Origin of the sequence: Loktanella salsilacus, assembly GCF_900114485.1 — a bacterium.
Taxonomy (GTDB): Bacteria; Pseudomonadota; Alphaproteobacteria; order Rhodobacterales; family Rhodobacteraceae; genus Loktanella; species Loktanella salsilacus.
In genome coordinates this window covers 90,455-107,189 of sequence record NZ_FOTF01000003.1, presented here as the reverse complement: position 1 = coordinate 107,189, position 16,735 = coordinate 90,455, and the positions used below count along the sequence as shown (strand labels likewise).

At 62.2% G+C, this 16,735-nt stretch carries 17 protein-coding genes; 6 read left to right on the top strand and 11 right to left on the bottom strand.

Annotation, left to right across the window (positions count from 1 at the left end):
- The first annotated feature begins 33 nt into the window (after positions 1-33).
- The 4 genes from fsa (at position 34) to BM131_RS03315 (ending at position 3,289) form a co-directional block, all read left to right on the top strand.
- A complete protein-coding gene (gene fsa, locus BM131_RS03330; RefSeq protein ID WP_090185633.1) occupies positions 34-687 on the top strand; it encodes a fructose-6-phosphate aldolase in 654 nt (217 codons plus the stop codon).
- 120 nt (positions 688-807) lie between these two features.
- Positions 808-1,524 (top strand): DUF484 family protein, encoded by a 717-nt coding sequence (locus BM131_RS03325; RefSeq protein WP_090185630.1) that lies wholly within the window; start codon positions 808-810, stop codon positions 1,522-1,524.
- Positions 1,521-2,435, top strand: a complete 915-nt coding sequence (locus BM131_RS03320; protein WP_090185627.1) for a tyrosine recombinase XerC — start codon at positions 1,521-1,523, stop codon at positions 2,433-2,435. Before BM131_RS03325 ends, BM131_RS03320 begins: the two co-directional genes overlap by 4 nt.
- Before the next feature lie 158 nt (positions 2,436-2,593).
- Positions 2,594-3,289 (top strand): CDP-alcohol phosphatidyltransferase family protein, encoded by a 696-nt coding sequence (locus BM131_RS03315; protein WP_090185626.1) that lies wholly within the window; start codon positions 2,594-2,596, stop codon positions 3,287-3,289.
- Here the strand turns inward: BM131_RS03315 and BM131_RS03310 are convergent.
- The 3 genes from BM131_RS03310 to BM131_RS03300 are packed head-to-tail and all read right to left on the bottom strand — an operon-like array spanning position 3,286 to position 5,026.
- Positions 3,286-4,122, bottom strand: coding sequence for a DMT family transporter (locus tag BM131_RS03310; RefSeq protein WP_090185623.1), 837 nt, complete (start codon positions 4,120-4,122; stop codon positions 3,286-3,288). The genes BM131_RS03315 and BM131_RS03310 overlap by 4 nt on opposite strands.
- A complete protein-coding gene (locus tag BM131_RS03305; RefSeq protein ID WP_090185620.1) occupies positions 4,119-4,571 on the bottom strand; it encodes a methylated-DNA--[protein]-cysteine S-methyltransferase in 453 nt (150 codons plus the stop codon). The genes BM131_RS03310 and BM131_RS03305 overlap by 4 nt, the downstream gene beginning before the upstream one ends.
- Positions 4,568-5,026 (bottom strand): PaaI family thioesterase, encoded by a 459-nt coding sequence (locus BM131_RS03300; RefSeq protein ID WP_090185617.1) that lies wholly within the window; start codon positions 5,024-5,026, stop codon positions 4,568-4,570. The genes BM131_RS03305 and BM131_RS03300 overlap by 4 nt, the downstream gene beginning before the upstream one ends.
- Positions 5,027-5,166: 140 nt before the next feature.
- Between BM131_RS03300 and BM131_RS03295 the strand changes: the two genes are divergently transcribed.
- Positions 5,167-5,598, top strand: a complete 432-nt coding sequence (locus BM131_RS03295; RefSeq protein WP_175499142.1) for a universal stress protein — start codon at positions 5,167-5,169, stop codon at positions 5,596-5,598.
- A gap of 35 nt (positions 5,599-5,633) precedes the next feature.
- Here BM131_RS03295 and ileS read toward each other — a convergent pair whose 3' ends face one another.
- The 4 genes from ileS to hisC form a co-directional block, all read right to left on the bottom strand.
- Positions 5,634-8,585, bottom strand: a complete 2,952-nt coding sequence (gene ileS, locus BM131_RS03290; protein WP_090185612.1) for an isoleucine--tRNA ligase — start codon at positions 8,583-8,585, stop codon at positions 5,634-5,636.
- 226 nt (positions 8,586-8,811) lie between these two features.
- Positions 8,812-9,651 carry an extensin-like domain-containing protein gene (locus BM131_RS03285; protein WP_090185610.1) on the bottom strand — a complete coding sequence of 280 codons (840 nt, stop codon included), beginning with the start codon at positions 9,649-9,651 and terminating at the stop codon, positions 8,812-8,814.
- On the bottom strand, positions 9,651-10,568 hold the full coding sequence (locus BM131_RS03280) for a prephenate/arogenate dehydrogenase family protein (protein WP_090185608.1): 918 nt from the start codon (positions 10,566-10,568) through the stop codon (positions 9,651-9,653). Before BM131_RS03280 ends, BM131_RS03285 begins: the two co-directional genes overlap by 1 nt.
- A complete protein-coding gene (gene hisC, locus BM131_RS03275) occupies positions 10,565-11,644 on the bottom strand; it encodes a histidinol-phosphate transaminase (protein ID WP_090186001.1) in 1,080 nt (359 codons plus the stop codon). The genes BM131_RS03280 and hisC overlap by 4 nt, the downstream gene beginning before the upstream one ends.
- 169 nt (positions 11,645-11,813) lie before the next feature.
- Here hisC and BM131_RS03270 point away from each other — a divergent pair, with 169 nt between their 5' ends.
- Positions 11,814-12,581, top strand: a complete 768-nt coding sequence (locus tag BM131_RS03270; protein WP_090185605.1) for an SDR family oxidoreductase — start codon at positions 11,814-11,816, stop codon at positions 12,579-12,581.
- 104 nt (positions 12,582-12,685) lie between these two features.
- Here BM131_RS03270 and rpsD read toward each other — a convergent pair whose 3' ends face one another.
- From rpsD to BM131_RS03250, 4 genes are all read right to left on the bottom strand, one after another.
- Entirely contained in the window at positions 12,686-13,306 is a 621-nt protein-coding gene (rpsD, locus tag BM131_RS03265) for a 30S ribosomal protein S4 (RefSeq protein WP_090185603.1), read from the bottom strand.
- A 243-nt stretch (positions 13,307-13,549) separates the two neighbouring features.
- On the bottom strand, positions 13,550-15,043 hold the full coding sequence (glpK, locus tag BM131_RS03260; RefSeq protein WP_090185601.1) for a glycerol kinase GlpK: 1,494 nt from the start codon (positions 15,041-15,043) through the stop codon (positions 13,550-13,552).
- Positions 15,044-15,134: 91 nt separating this feature from the next.
- A complete protein-coding gene (gene aroQ, locus BM131_RS03255) occupies positions 15,135-15,569 on the bottom strand; it encodes a type II 3-dehydroquinate dehydratase (RefSeq protein WP_090185600.1) in 435 nt (144 codons plus the stop codon).
- Between the two features lie 66 nt (positions 15,570-15,635).
- Positions 15,636-16,730, bottom strand: coding sequence for an ABC transporter ATP-binding protein (locus BM131_RS03250; protein ID WP_090185597.1), 1,095 nt, complete (start codon positions 16,728-16,730; stop codon positions 15,636-15,638).
- Between the last annotated feature and the right edge of the window lie 5 nt (positions 16,731-16,735).

Genomic DNA, 16,735 nt, shown 5'->3' with positions numbered 1-16,735 from the left:
CCAAGCAAACGCCAACCCGAAGGGAACGAGCCGATGAAGTTTTTCGTAGACACCGCAGATATCGACGCCATCAAGGAACTGCATGCACTGGGCATGGTCGACGGGGTCACCACCAACCCGTCCCTGATCGCCAAATCCGGTCGCGACATCCTCGAAGTAACCAAGGAAATCTGTGACATCGTCAGCGGCCCCGTGTCCGCCGAAGTCGTCGCCTTGGACGCCGAGACGATGCTGGCCGAAGGCCGCAAGCTAGCCAAGATCGCACCGAATATCGCCGTCAAAGTACCGCTGACATGGGCCGGCCTACAAACCTGCAAGACGCTGTCCGACGAAGGCACCATGGTCAACGTGACCCTGTGCTTCTCTGCAAACCAGGCGCTGCTGGCCGCCAAAGCTGGCGCGACTTTCATCAGCCCCTTCGTGGGCCGCTTGGACGATATCAACATCGACGGCATGGAATTGATCGGCGACATTCGCACGATCTATGACAACTACGGCTTTGACACGCAGATCCTTGTCGCGTCGATCCGCACCGCCAACCACATGAAAGACGCGGCGCTGATCGGCGCTGATGTCGCCACCGCACCGCCCGCCGTCATCAAAGGCATGGCCAGCCATATCCTGACAGACAAGGGCCTTGATGGCTTCATGGCCGACGTCAAAAAAGCTGGCATCAAGATTCTGTAAGCCAAAACGACTGGGCCGCACCTGCAACAGGTGCGGCCCCTTCCACCCCGCGATCAATTTAAAGGCGAAATCAGGCGTCAGACCTGCTAGCCTTGCACAAAATCAAAAAAGAGCAGGCACATGAGCACAACACCCCTGATGGACACATCCGTCCGTGATCGCATCATTGCGGACCCCGATCTTCTGCTGGAAGATCAGGACATCATGCGCGCACTTGTGGCCGCGAATGAAAAAACCATGGGCGGCAATATCGTCGATCTGCGCGGCATCGCGATGGAACGGCTCGAATCCCGCCTTGACCGGCTAGAGGACACGCACCGCAGCGTGATCGCCGCGGCCTACGAAAACCTCGCGGGGACCAACCAAGTTCACCGCGCCATTCTGCGCCTGATGGACGCGACCCGGTTTGAAACGTTCCTGCGCGATCTGGCCGGCGATGTTGCCGACACCCTGCGCGTCGATGTCATGCGCCTTGTGCTGGAAAGCGAAGGCGACGGCGACGATCCAGCGATCCGCCAGCTTGGCGAAGTCCTGTCCGTCGGCGGCCCCGGCTTTTGCGACACCTACATCACCCACGGCCGCGATATCCCCGTCCGCGCCGTCACCCTGCGGCAGGTGCAAAACCACGGCGCAGAGGTTTATGGCGACAAATCCGACTATGTCCGCTCAGAGGCGTGCCTCAAGCTCGACCTTGGCGCGGGCCGCCTGCCCGGCATGCTGGTCATGGGGTCAGAGGACCCGCATCTGTTCACCCCGCAGCAAGGCACTGACTTGCTGACCTTTTTCGGCGGCGTGTTTGAACGCAGCATGCGCCGGTGGCTTGCGGCTGGCGTATGATCGCCCCGCAGCTGACCGATGCGTTGAACGGATGGCTCGCCCAATGCGCCGCCCTGAATGACGCGGCGGACCACACGCTGACCGCCTACCGCGCCGATGTGCAGGGCTTTCTGGCCTTCATGCAAAACCACAACGGCGGCGCGGTCGGCCTTGGCCCCATCGCCCGGATCACAACAGGCGACATGCGCGCCTGGATGGCGCATGAACGGGGCCGCGGTGTCGGCGCGCGCTCGCTCGCCCGCAGCCTCTCAGCTGTCAAAACCTTCTACCGCTGGCTGTCAGAGCGTGAGGGGTTCGAGCCCACAGCCGTCCTGACCATCCGCAGCCCCAAGTTTACGAAAAAACTCCCCCGCCCGCTGGAGGAAACCGCTGCCCGCGCGATGATCGACCGCGTCGAATGCCAAGCGCTAGAGCCTTGGGTCGCCGCCCGCGATACCGCCGTGGTCACCGTGCTCTATGGCCTCGGCCTGCGCATATCAGAGGCGCTGTCGCTGACCGCCGCCCAATCCCCCCTGCCCGACGTGCTGCGCATCACGGGTAAGGGTGGCAAAATGCGCATCGTTCCCGTCCTGCCCGCCGCCCGCGACGCCGTCGCCGCCTATGTGCGCCTGTGTCCCCACGATCTGGCGGACGGCGGCCCACTCTTTCGCGGCGTGCGCGGCGGTGCCCTAAACCCCCGCGCCATCCAAAAGGTGATGGAGCTGTCGCGCCTGCAACTTGGCCTACCCGCCACCGCCACGCCCCACGCGATGCGCCACAGCTTTGCCACCCACCTGTTGACCGCCGGCGGCGATCTGCGCTGCATTCAAGAACTGCTCGGCCATGCTAGCCTGTCAACGACGCAGGCCTATACCTCCGTCGACGCCGCCCGCCTGATGGAGGTCTACGACGCCGCCCACCCCCGCGCCTGACCGCTTTTGCATCATCTTGCCTGAAATACTCCCGCCGGAGGCGAACACACTTAACAGCCGCAACGCATTGCGCTTTTTTCAAAAACTTGCCTCCACTGGGCTACTTCCTCCGCAAAACGCGCTAAACTTAACGTTGTGCCAAACCGAAAGCCGCCCCTATGACCATCACCAACAAAGCGCTAGCTGTGCATCTACTGACTGCGACCGGCGCTGTTTTCGCCATGCTCGCCATGCTTGCAGCGGTCGATCATGACTGGGCGTTGATGTTTCTGTGGCTGATCGTGGCCTTCTTCGTGGATGGCATCGACGGGCCACTGGCGCGCAGATACGATGTCGAAACCAACGCGCCTGAATTTGACGGCGTCTTGCTCGACCTGATCATCGACTATCTTACCTATGTTTTTATCCCGGCCTATGCGCTTTATGGCTCTGGCCTGATGGACGGCTGGTCGGGGTGGGCCGCGATCATCATTATCACTTATACCTCGGCGATGTATTTCGCCGACACGCGGATGAAGACAAAGGACTATTCTTTCTCTGGTTTTCCGGGTTGCTGGAACATGCTGGTGCTGGTGCTTTTCGCGCTCAAGCCTGACTGGTGGGTCTGCCTTTGCCTTGTCGCGGCGCTGGCGATCACGATGTTCGTGCCGGTAAAATTCGTCCACCCGGTCCGCACCCAGCGCTGGCGCTACATCACGCTGCCGATGGCGCTGGCTTGGGTCATCTTCGCGGGCTGGGCCGCATGGGTTAATTTTGATCCGGGCAGCTGGGCGCACTACGGGCTGATCGTCACATCGGTCTACCTGACACTTGCCGGGGCAGCGCAGCAGATCATGTATGGCCGCGAGGGTTAAAGCCGCGTCAGCACAACACCAGCGACGATTAGCCCGGCTGCGATGCCTTTCTGAGGGCTCATGCGTTCATTGAAGGCCCACCAGCCGATCAATACGGCGAACAGGATCGACGTCTCGCGCAGCGCTGCGACCAGCGCGATCGGGGCCTGTGTCATAGCCCAGACGACGATGCCGTAAGCCATGAACGAAAAGCCGCCCGCCACCAGCCCGACGCCCCAGACACGGGCCGTGCGCGGCACGACAGCGCGTCCGCGCAGCGCCAGAATGACCGGCACATAAAACACCGCCGCCGCGATCAGCAGCCAACCGGTATAAGCAATGGGATCGCCGCCAATCCGTGCGCCGATCCCGTCAGTCAACGTATACCCCGCCGTCGCGCAGGCAGAGCCAGCTGCAAATGGCAGCATGCGGCGGCTTTCGCCGCTTGTGAACACGCCCCGCGCCATGACGGCTAGTCCTGCCCCAAGCAGCAGCACGCCGCCCACCTCGGGCCCGGTGACGGGGTCGAGCGCGAAGACGACGCTGACCAGCAGCACAATCATCGGCGCACCGCCGCGCGCAAGCGGGTAAACCCGGCTTAGATCGCCCTGTTCATAGGCATAGGCCAAAAAGAGTTGATACATCGTGTGGATCAAGCCAGAGGCTGCGATCCAGACCCAAATCTGCGGATCGGGCCAAGGCCGCATCGCAACCACGCAAAGCCCGGTCAGCGCATTGCCCAGCGTCAGCGCCAGCATCACGCTTTGCTTGTCCGCACCGCGCCGGATCAAGGCGTTCCACAGCGCGTGCAGGACGGCAGCGGCCATAACGGCCAGAAAAACCGCTGTTGTCATATGAGCAAACCTGCCGCGCCTTCGCGTTTGAGCAGGGCAATTTTATCCTCGATCCCGCGCGGGCCGGAAAAGCCGCCAAGGCCGCTGGCCCCCAGCACGCGGTGGCACGGGATTACGATGGGAATGGGGTTCGCGCCGCAAGCCTGCCCGATGGCCTGCGCACTGACACCAAGCTGCCGCGCCAGATCGCCATAGGTGCGCGTTTCGCCATAAGGGATCGCGATCAGCGCCTTTAAAAACGCTTGCTGAAACGGACTGCCAGACAAGGCCAGCGGCACGGTGAACCCCTTAGGCGATCCTGCAAAATAGGCCGCCAATTCGCGCCGTAGCGTATCGGCCAATGGCCCAGTCGTCAGGTTTCCCGGCCCCCAATGCAGCGCCGTAATCCCGGCGTCCGTGTGATCAGCGCCCAGCGGACCAAGGTCGGTGTCCAGCAGAACACCCGTCATGCTGAACCGGGCTGGCGCAGCGCCGGGTTGCGCACGGCCATCATTGTCGCGCTTAGCGTGGCAATCAGGGTTTCCACCCCGTTGTCGTTGGCAAAGGCCTGCGCCTGCGCAAAGGTCAGCGTGCGGCCAGAACGGATAACATCGCCCACCACGCGAAAGCTTTGCCCGCGTGCGGGGGCGATAAAGCTGGATTTGAATTCCGCGGTCAGCACCTCGGACTCCGCGTCCATCAGGGTGAAGGCCGCGAACCCGGCGGCGGAATCCATCACCGTCGTGATGACGCCCGCGTGCAGAAATCCGTGATGCTGCGTCAGATGCGGCGCAAAGGGCAGGCACAGCGTGACACGGCCCGGCGCGACGTCATCCACCGTGACGCCAAGGGTCTGCATGATCCCTTGGCGGTCAAACGCCGCCTGCATGCGCGGCAAGGCATTGGGGTCGCGTAAATCAGGCATAAAGCGTTAACTTTCGCTAAGGATATGCGGCAATCCTAGCGGTTTGGCGGACAAGGGAAAGGCCGCAGGCTGTTTGTCCCATATCAAAGACGCACCGCGTCGCCGCTGCCAGAATGGGCGCAATAAAAGGAGAACCCGAGATGATCACGAAAGTCATGGTCTGCTTTGACGGCTCTGACCACGCCGTATCTGCCCTGCTGAACGCCGCCGATCTGGCGCAGAAATATCAGGCAGCGCTGGACGTTGCCACGGTGATGCACATCGACATGAACGCCATCGCCGTTGGCGGTAGCGCGGTGATGATCCCGATCCACGAAGAAGAGGCGAAGGCCAACGCCGAGGCGATCTTGGAAAACGCAGCCAAGCTGGTGCAAGAGGCAGGCTACGCCGCCCCCAGCGTCCATGTGCTGCGCGGCACCCCGGCCGAGGCGATTTTGGAGCATGCCAAATTGACCAACGCTGACATGATCGTCGCAGGCCGGCGCGGCTATGGCACGCTGCGCGGAATGCTGGTGGGCAGTGTGTCGCAAAAGCTGATCGCCCATGCGACCTGCCCTGTGCTGATTACCTGATGAAAAAAGGGGCCGGATCGCTCCGGCCCCGTATCTTATTTGCCGAGCGCCGCGTCGCAGCGGGCGCAGACGCCGGGGTGGCTATGCGTGCCCACGTCCGGCAGGATCTTCCAGCAGCGCTGGCATTTGTCGCCATCCGCGCGCTCGAACACGACACCCACATCAGCGATATCTTCGATGCGGAACGCTTCAGCCGGGGCTGGGTCTGTCGTGATTTCGATCCCGCTGGTGATGCACAGATCGTCAAAGGACAGGGTTTTCAGCGTCGCGGCTTCTTCCGCCGTCACGTGAACGACTGGGGCTGCTTCAAGCGATGCGCCGATCACCTTTTCCGTCCGCTTCACTTCCAGCGCGCCGGTGACAACGCGGCGCACACGGCGCACGGTCGACCATTTCGACGCAAGCGCAGGGTCGAGCCATTCATCCGGCGTTTCGGGAAAGTCCTGCAGGTGCACGGATGACACCGGGCCGGGGTGCCGTTCCAGCCAGACCTCTTCCATGGTGAAGCACAGGATCGGGGCTAGCCATGTGGTCAAGCGGTCGAACAGCAGTTCCAGCACAGTGCGCGCGGCGCGGCGGCGCGGCGTGTCGCCGTCGCAGTACAACGCATCCTTGCGGATATCGAAGTAGAACGCCGACAGATCCAGCGTCGCGAAATCAAAGATCGCCCGGAAGACACCTTGGAAATCATAGGCCGCGTAGCCCTTGCGCACAGTGGTATCAAGCTCTGCCATACGGTGCAGCACCCACTGTTCCAGCTCTGGCATATCAGCGCGGGCGACGCGGTCACCTTCGGTCACATCGGCAAGCGAGCCGAGCATGAAACGCATGGTGTTGCGCAGACGGCGATAGCTGTCAGCGGTGCCTTTCAGGATTTCCGGCCCGATCCGCAGGTCGTTGGTATAGTCGGATTGGGCGACCCAAAGGCGCAGAATATCCGCGCCATATTCCTTGATCACCGTTTCAGGCGCGACGGTATTGCCGACGGACTTGGACATTTTCATGCCCTTCTCGTCCAGCGTAAAGCCGTGGGTCAGCACACCGCGATAGGGCGCGCGGCCCTGCGTGCCGCAGCTTTGCAGCATCGACGAATGGAACCAGCCGCGGTGCTGGTCGGTGCCTTCAAGATATAGATCGGCCAAGCCGTCCTCTGACCCGTCCGCGCGGTCGCGCAGCACAAAGGCATGGGTCGACCCGGAGTCGAACCAGACGTCAAGGATGTCAAAGACCTGATCCCAGTCGTCCGCGTTATAGTCATTGCCAAGGAAGCGTTCCTTCGCGCCGTCCACATACCATGCATCCGCGCCTTCTGCCTCGAACGCGTCGCGCACGCGAGCATTGACGCCCTCGTCGCGCAGCAGAAAATCGGGATCGGTGGGCAACGCGCCCTTCTTGGTAAAGCAGACCAGCGGCACACCCCAAGCGCGCTGACGCGACAGCACCCAATCGGGGCGCTGCGCAATCATCGCATGCAGGCGGTTGCGGCCACGCTGCGGCGTCCATGTCACCAATTCGTCGATAGAGGTCAGCGCGCGTTCGCGGATCGTCTTGCCGTAGGTGTCCAAGCCGTCGCCAACAGGGCGGTCGATCGCGGCAAACCACTGGGGCGTGTTGCGGAAGATGACCGGTGCCTTGGACCGCCACGAATGCGGATAGCTGTGCTTGATCTTGCCACGCGCAAACAGGCCGCCCACCTCGACCAGTTTGTCGATAACGGCAGTGTTAGCGTCGCCTTCCCAAGACTTGTTCTTGGGCTTGTCGCGAAAGATCGCCTTGCCGCCAAAGAACGGCAAATCGGCGCGGAAGGTGCCGTCTTCGGTCACGTTATAGGTGATGACCTGTTCCAGCATGCCCAGATCGCGGTACAGTTCAAACTCTTCCATACCGTGCGACGGGGCGCAGTGGACAAAGCCGGTGCCTTCGTCGTCGGTCACGAAAGGGGCCGCGCGGAAGTCGCGGGGCTGGTCCCATTCGCCATTCGACCCTTCGGTGCCCGCAAGCGGGTGGGCGACCTGAGTGATGACCGACGGATCGATATCGCGAACGCGAGTCCACATCGTGTCTTCCAGACGGGCCTTCTGGAACGCGGTCGCGGCCAGACCATCGGCGAGCAGATACCGGTCACCGACGGTCATCCAGCTTTGTTCTGGCACGCCGGTGACTTCGTACAGGCCGTAGGCGATGTCCTTGCCGTAAACGATCCCCTTGTTGGAGGGCATGGTCCAGGGCGTCGTTGTCCAGATGACGACCGAAGCACCAACCAAATCGCGGTTATCAAGTGCGCTACCGTCACCTGCGACCGGATCAAGCACCGCGAACTTCACCCAGACGGTGTGGCTTTCCTTATCGTGATACTCGACCTCGGCCTCGGCCAATGCGGTCTTTTCCACAGGCGACCACATCACAGGCTTAGAGCCTTGATACAGCGTGCCGTTCATAAGAAACTTCTGGAACTCAGCGGCGATCACCGCCTCGGCGTGGAAGTTCATCGTCAGGTAGGGATCGGCCCAGTTGCCAGTCACGCCCAAACGCTTGAATTCCTCGCGCTGGATATCGACCCAGCCGGCGGCAAACTTGCGGCACTCAGCGCGGAAATCATTGACCGGCACGTCATCTTTGTTCAGGCCCTTGGCGCGGTACTGTTCTTCGATCTTCCATTCGATCGGCAGACCATGGCAATCCCAGCCGGGGATATAGCGCGCATCGCGCCCCATCATCTGCTGGCTGCGCACGACCATATCCTTCAGCACTTTGTTCAGCGCGTGGCCGATGTGCAGGTGGCCATTCGCATAGGGCGGGCCGTCGTGCAGCGTAAAGGGCGTGCGCCCTTCTTTGCCGCGCAGGGTGTCATAAACACCAATCTCGGCCCAGCGTGCCAACCATTCCGGCTCGCGCTTGGGCAAGCCTGCACGCATCGGAAAATCCGTGCGCGGCAGGTTCAGGGTGCTTTTGTAATCAACGGTCGTATCGGGGGTGTCGGCGCACATGAAAGGCGTCCTTCGATCTGGAATTTGGCAGGAAAAAGAGGGCGGCGCAGCGCACCTTGACCCGGCGGCGCTGACGGTCAGCGCGCCGGGGACATAATTCGTATCAGGACCCGCATATTCATGCCCGCGTTATAGGCAGCCCGGCGGCCGGGGTAAAGACGGCGCGATTGCCCCTTACTGCGCATTCATCTTGCCAAAAATACTCAAAAATACTCAAAAATAGACCCTAGCGGCAATAACTGCCAGAGCGATATCGCGCGGTGTCGACGTGAAAATGATCCCGGTGCGCAGCGTTGGCCGCTGGCCCCAGCACAGTACCAAAGGGCCCGCAGGCAGCCTGCCACATCTGTTTCAGCTGCTGGCCCGCGCTGCCTTTGTTCCAATCCGTCAGCACGGTCAATTCTCGACCGCTTTTCAACTGGATCCCTCCGATATCCACCGCACGCCCGCGGCCGTGTTCCGACAGCTTATTGTTCGTGGCGCTGCCGCCGACGCGGTTGCGGCACGTATAGCTGCCTACCACACGCAGGGATGCCACGCCGCCGCCGGTATCGCCGACAGCGGGAATGATCCCGTCCGTCACCCAGCGGCGCAGCGCTTTGGCCGTATTGCAGTCCATGGTCGGTTGCGACGTCAGGCGCACGCCTGCCACGGATTTGACCTTGACCGCGCCTGTCACGCCGCAGCCACCGGGGCCGTTGATATCAGCAATTTCTTCGCCTTGGATCGCCGGATCGCCGCAGATCTGCCCGCGCGCCAGCTCTTGCTGTTGCTGCACGGCGCGCTGGGTGATGACTGCCGGACGCAGTGCTGGCCTATCCGTCACCAAAGGCGCAAGCGCGGTGGCACCTGCGGGTGCGGTGACCTGGGTTGCGGCTTCTGCCTGTACGGCGATGCTGCCACCGGGCCGCAGAACGGGACGGAAGGCCGGGATTTCATGCTCTGGCACATCGCCATCGTCGAACATGCCGTCCACGGGGCGCATGGCGGGGCGCAGGGTGTTTGACAGCGGCTCTGCGGCGGCGGCAGTGCCGGCCAGCAGCAGCGCAAGCGTGATCAGACGCATCAGCGCGGTGCCGGGGTGCGCCCGAAGTCAGGGGCATCTGTGTCTTGGCCTGCGTCGATGATGCCGCGCCGGATCGCGCGGGTGCGGGTAAAGTAGTCGTGCAAGTGCTCGCCGTCGCCAGTGCGGATCGCGCGTTGCAGGGAAAAGAGTTCCTCTGTGAAGCGGCCCAGAATTTCTAGCGTCGCCTCTTTGTTCGTCAGGAACACATCGCGCCACATCGTCGGGTCAGAGGCCGCGATGCGTGTGAAATCCCGAAAACCAGCGGCAGAGTACTTGATGACTTCGCTATCGGTCACGCGGCTTAGGTCATCGGCCACACCGACCATGGTGTAGGCAATCAGGTGCGGCGTGTGGCTGGTGACGGCAAGGACCAGATCGTGGTGATCGGCGTCCATCTCGTCCGTGTTGGCCCCGATGCCCTGCCACAGCTTTTCCAGCTGCTCGACAGCGGCGCGGTCCGACCCTTCGGTCGGGACGATGATGCACCAGCGGTTGTCGAACAGCGTGGCGAAACCGGACCGTGGGCCCGAATGCTCTGTGCCGGCCAGCGGGTGCGCAGGGACAAAATGCACGCCTTCGGGGACGAAGGGGGCGACCGCCTCGATCACGGCTTTCTTGACCGAGCCGACATCGGACAGCGTCGCGCCCGGTTTCAGCGCAGGTCCGATATCGGCCATCACAGCGGCCATCGCGCCCACGGGCACGCAGAGCACGACAAGGTCGGCGTCCTGCACGGCCTCTGCCGCGGTGTCGAAGACCTCGCACAGGTTCAGTTCGCGGGCGATGTCGCGGGTTTCTTGGCTGCGGGCATAACCGGTGATTGTGGTGGCAAGGCCGCCCCGTTTCATCGCAAGCGCCATGGACGACGCGATCAGGCCAAGGCCGATCAGCGCGACTTTGTTATAAATGACGGTCATCGTGCGCCCTTGAACTGGCCGATGGCATGCACGACGCGGCGGCAGGCGGATTCGTCGCCGACCGTGATGCGCAGGCAATGCGGGAAGCCATAGCTTTTGGGGTGCCGCACGATGATGCCTTGGGACAACAAGTGTGCGTTGCAGGCCAGCGCCTCTTCTTCGGACGTGAAGCGCGCCAGAATGAAGTTCGCAGTAGAGGTGTCAGAGGGCACGCCCATTTCGGCCAGCGACGTGGACAGCCAGTCGCGCCAGCGGGCATTTTCGACCCGGCATTTTTCCGTGTAATCTGTATCGCGCACCGCCGCCTCTGCCGCAGCAAGCGCGCCGCCGGACAGGTTGAACGGGCCGCGAATGCGGTTGAGCACATCAATCACCGCCTGCGGGCCGTAGCCCCAGCCGATGCGCAAACCACCCAGACCGTAAATCTTGGAAAAGGTGCGCGTCATAAAGACGTTGTCGCGGGATTCCACCAAAGCGCGGCCGCCGTCATAGCCTTCGGCAAATTCGGCATAGGCCCCGTCAAGGACCAGCATCGCCTTGTCGGGCAGACCTTCGGCAAGGCGCGCGACCTCTGCCTGACCGATCATCGTGGCGGTCGGGTTGGCGGGGTTGGCGATATAGACAAGCCGGGTGCGGTCGTTGCAAGCCGCAAGGATGGCGTCGACGTCAATAACGCGCTCATGTTCAGCTACGACAACGGGCGTCGCGCCGGACGCGAGGGCCACGATGCGATAGATCGCAAAGCCGTGTTCGGTATAAATGACCTCGTCGCCCTCGTCCGCGTAGGCCTGCGCCAACAGGTGCAGGATTTCATCAGAGCCGACGCCGCAGATCACGCGGGCCGGATCGACGTGCCAGACGTCCGCAATCGCCTGCCGCAGAGCGGCGTGATCGGTGACGGGATAGCGGTGCAGATCGTGGACCGCGCGCTGAAAGGCATCCTTGGCCTTTGGCGAGGGGCCAAAGGGGTTTTCGTTCGAGGACAGTTTGAGCACATTCGACATGCCGTCCACATGGCTCGCCCCACCTTGATAAAGAGCAATATCCATGATGCCGGGGCGAGGCGTGATCGTCATCGGTCTGGTTTCCATATCTAAGGCGCTTGGCGGTGTTCTAGCGACCCTGCCGCCGTCTGACCAGTGGCAAGCTGACGCGCATGGGCGCGAGGGGCGGCCACCTCTTTTTGTTTGGACGCGTTCTGTCTAGCCTTTGCCTGAACGCGGTAACGGATGAAGGAGGCGGCGCATGGAGATTGCAGGCAAGATCGTGGTGGTCACAGGGGCGGCAGGCGGCATCGGGCGGGCGCTCGCGCAGGGCTTTGCCGCGGCGGGCGCGGCGCATGTGGTCTGCGCCGATCTGGACGGGGACGGCGCGGGCCAAGTGGCGGCAGAGATTGGCGGCACGGGCGTGCAGGTTGATGTCACGCAAGAGGCGCAGATTGCTGGACTGGTTACGATGGTGGAAGGGCAGATCGGGCCGATTGACCTGTTCTGTTCCAACGCGGGCATCTTTACCCCCGGCGGAATGGAGGTTGCCGATGACGATTGGCAACGGATCTGGACGATCAACGTCATGGCCCACGTCTGGGCCGCGCGCCATGTTGTGCCGCTGATGATTGCGCGCGGCGGCGGGTATCTGTTGAACACCGCCAGCGCGGCCGGTTTGCTCAACCAGATCGGCGCGGCCCCTTATGGGGTGACGAAACACGCGGCTGTGGGCCTCGCGGAATGGCTGGCGATGACGCATGGGGACGCGGGGATCAAAGTTTCTGTCCTGTGTCCGCAGGCGGTGCGGTCCGCGATGACGGACGGCATGGGCGAGAATGTGGCCGGGATCGACGGGATGCTGGAGCCGGACGTGGTGGCGCAGGCCTGCATAGAGGCGATCCGCGACGAGGTGTTTCTGGTGCTGCCGCACGCGCAGGTGCGCGGTTACATGCAGGCCAAGGCGCAGGATTATGATCGCTGGATCGGCGGCATGCGCAAGTTGAACCGGAAATTTGGCGCCGTGTGATCTGGGCAATTTTCCGATTTTTCGCCGAAAAATCGGCGACGGCGGCACGAAACGCAAAAGGCCGCCCCGAAGGGCGGCCTTGGGAGAACAAGCCGGAAAGTGGCTTAGTTCTTAGCGTAGAATTCGACGACCAGGTTTGGTTCCATCGTGACGGGGTACGGCACATCGCCCAGCGTTGGCGTGCGGGTGAATGTCGCAACCATCTTGGAGTGATCGACTTCCATGTAGTCAGGAACGTCACGCTCGGGCAGCTGGGACGCGACCAGAACCAGTTCCATCTGCTTGGACTTCGCACGGACCTCGATGATGTCACCCTCTTTTACGCGGTAGGAGGGGATGTTCACGCGCTGGCCGTTCACGGTCACGTGGCCGTGGTTCACGAACTGACGTGCAGCGAAGACAGTCGGGACGAACTTGGCGCGGTAGACAACAGCGTCAAGACGACGCTCCAGCAAACCAATCAGGTTCTCGCCGGTGTCGCCCTTGACGCGCTCAGCTTCGGTATAGATGCGGCGGAACTGCTTCTCGGTCAGGTCGCCGTAGTAGCCTTTCAGCTTCTGCTTGGCGCGCAACTGCAGACCAAAGTCAGAGACTTTGCCCTTGCGGCGCTGACCGTGCTGGCCGGGGCCGTATTCACGACGATTGACGGGGGACTTTGGACGGCCCCAGATGTTCTCGCCCATGCGGCGGTCAATTTTGTACTTGGCAGCTGTGCGTTTGGTCACGGCTGATCTCCTTCGGTTGTGCGCTATTGCGCGTGAAGGGCGTTGTCCTTTGGGCCGAGGCCCTGACAGGCGCTCCCCTTGCGGGGGCCACCAACACCAATAGAGGGGCCAGTTAGGGGATTGGGCGGGGGGTGTCAACGGGAATGGTTGCACCCGGCGCGATGCCCGGCCCCTTCTGCGGCAAGATCAGCTTTGCAGGTGAACCGAGGCATGAGTATTTTTGGCAAGATGAAACCCGTCAGGTCAGTCCGCCCCAGCAAAAACAAGGGTCGCCTGCACCGCGCGCGTCCATTGATGGTATTTCGCTGCGCGGTCTTCGGGGGCCATAGCGGGGGTAAAAGTCCGGTCGAGGGCCCATTTTTCGGCAAAACCGGCTTGGTCCGGGTAAAGACCCGCCCGATGCCCCGCGAGCCAAGCGGCACCAAGGGCAGTTGTTTCTTGGACTTTCGGGCGATCAACGGGGGCGTCGATGATGTCAGCGAGGAATTGCATCGCGTAGTCAGATGCGCTCATCCCGCCATCAACGCGGAGTGAAGCGTCACCAGCATCACCGGCCCAGTCAGCGCGCATAGCGTCAAGCAAGTCGCGGGTCTGGTAGCCGACCGATTCGAGCGCCGCGCGCGCGAGTTCGGCGGGGCCGGAGTTGCGCGACAACCCGTAAATGGCACCGCGGCAGTCGGCGTTCCAATAGGGCGCGCCAAGGCCGGTGAAGGCGGGCACCAGGATGACGGGCTGGCCGGGATCGGAGGCTTCGGCGAGGGGCTGCGTTTCCTTTGCCTCTCGGATCATTTTAAGGCCATCGCGGAGCCATTGCACAACGGCACCGGCGATAAAGATCGACCCTTCGAGGGCATAGGTGGGCTTGCCGTCGAGCTGGTAGGCGATTGTCGTCAAAAGGCGCGAGGTCGAGGCGACGGGGGTGTCACCGGTGTTCAGCAGGGCAAAGCAGCCAGTGCCGTAGGTCGATTTCATCATGCCGGGCTTGAAGCAGGCCTGCCCCAGCGTGGCGGCTTGCTGGTCGCCCGCGACGCCCATGATCGGAATGGCGCGGCCGAACAGATCGGGCCGCGTGGTGCCGAAATCGGCGGCGCAATCTTTCACCTCTGGCAGCATTTCCATCGGGATATCGAGCAAGTCGCAGATGGTGGAGGACCAGCGCCCTTTGTGGATGTCATAGAGCATCGTGCGGCAGGCATTGGTGGCGTCGGTTGCGTGGACCGCGCCTGCGGTCAGTTTCCAGATCAGCCAGCTGTCCACGGTGCCAAAAGCAAGCTCTCCTGCCTTGGCGCGGTCGCGGGCACCGTCGACATGATCGAGGATCCACTTCACCTTGGTCGCAGAGAAGTAGGGGTCGAGCAGAAGGCCGGTTTTGGCCGTCACGAGGTCCGCGTGTTCCGCCAGATCGCGGCAGGTATCGGCGGTGCGGCGGTCTTGCCAGACGATGGCGTTGTGGATCGGCTGCCCGGTGGCACGGTCCCAGACCAGCGTGGTTTCGCGCTGGTTCGTAATGCCGATTGCCGTGATCGCATCAACGCCAAGGCCCGCCTTTTCAATCGCCGCGCGGCAGGTGGCGGCGGTCGAGGCCCAGAGGTCGGAAGGGTCATGTTCCACCCAGCCCGATTGCGGGAAATGCTGATCGAACTCTTCTTGCGCGCTGGCGATGGGGGCCATGTCCGCGTCAAAAATGATGGCGCGGGACGAGGTTGTCCCTTGGTCGATCGCAAGAATATGGGTCATGGCGTCCCTTTGGCAGTTGGTGCGGCTGTGATGTTTCGCGGCGAAGATGGCCGATTTGATCGCGGTGCGAAAGAGGGTGCTGGTTGGCGGGTCAGCTGGCGTTGATCAGATCGCAGATCTGGCGCACCGCAGCGGCGTAACCATTAATGCCGAAGCCCACGATCACACCGTCAGCGCGGGGCGAGATGTAGGAGTGATGGCGGAATGACTCTCGTTTGTGCACGTTCGAGATATGCACTTCGATCACGGGACCGTCGAAAGCGTTCAGCGCGTCAAAAATCGCGACAGAGGTGTGGGTATAAGCCCCAGCGTTAATCACGATCCCGGCGTGCGCGGTGCGCGCCTCGTGGATCCAGTCGATCAGCTGGCCTTCGTGGTTGGACTGCTCCATCCGGATCGTGACATCGCCGGCGGCGGCGCGGCATAGATCGGCCACGTCATCAAGGGTGGCATGGCCATAGATTTCGGGCTGGCGTTTGCCAAGCAGGTTCAGGTTCGGGCCGTTGAGGACAAGAATGCTTTTCATGGCGCACCTTTAGCACGGGACATCAGCGGCGGGGAGGCTGTTTTTTCGCCGCAACGTCGGCTGCCCCTAGCGATAATGCAGGGACTGACCGTTGTGAAAGATTTGCACCTTATCCGGTTCCGCCGTCATGCGGACAGATGTGCCGCGCAGGCCTTTGTGAATGCCGGGCAGCTTGCCGATGACCGCGTCATTATCGCCAACGCGGTCGAAATACAGCAGCGTGACCTCTCCTAGTGCTTCGGTGATGTTAACCTTGCCCTCGAATATATAGGGTGCGCCGTCTTGCACAGAGGTCAGGTCTTCGGGCCGGACGCCGACATTGACCTTGAGGCCCTTGTCAGCGGCTTGGGTTTCGACGGCGGCGATTGCGGTGCCGCCGCCGACTAGTTTGACCATGGTGCGCGGGCCGGTTTCGACGATTTCGCCTGCCAGCAAGTTCATGGCGGGGCTACCGATGAACTGGGCGACAAATTCGTTTTCGGGCCGCTCGTACAGTTCCAGCGGCGTGCCGACCTGTGCGATGCCTTTGTTGGCCAGCACGACGATGCGAGAGGCCAGCGTCATCGCCTCGACCTGGTCGTGGGTGACGTAGATCATCGTGCTTTCGGGCATAGTTTCCTTGAGCTGCGCGATCTCGATCCGGGTGGCGACGCGCAGGGCGGCGTCAAGGTTCGAGAGCGGTTCGTCAAACAGGTACACCTTGGGGTCGCGCACGATGGACCGACCAATGGCGACACGCTGCCGCTGCCCGCCAGACAGCGCCTTTGGCAGGCGGTCGAGGTAGGGTTCGAGTTGCAGGATGCGGGCGGCTTTGGACACGGCGGCGTCGATTTCTTCTTTACTCTTTTTTGCCAATTTCAGTGCAAAAGTCATGTTATCGCGCACGGTCATATGGGGGTAAAGCGCATAACTTTGAAACACCATCGCGATGCCGCGTTGGGCGGGCGGGATGTCGTTGACGACGCGCCCGTCGATTTGCAGCTCGCCCTGCGTGATCCGCTCTAGTCCTGCGATCATCCGCAAAAGTGTGGATTTTCCGCAGCCAGAGGGGCCGACGAAGACGATAAGTTCGCCAGTTTCGATATCAAGGTTGATGTCATTCAACACGTCGACGGTGCCGCCATAGGTCTTGCCGACGTTCGTCAATTTGAGGGTGGCCATGGCAA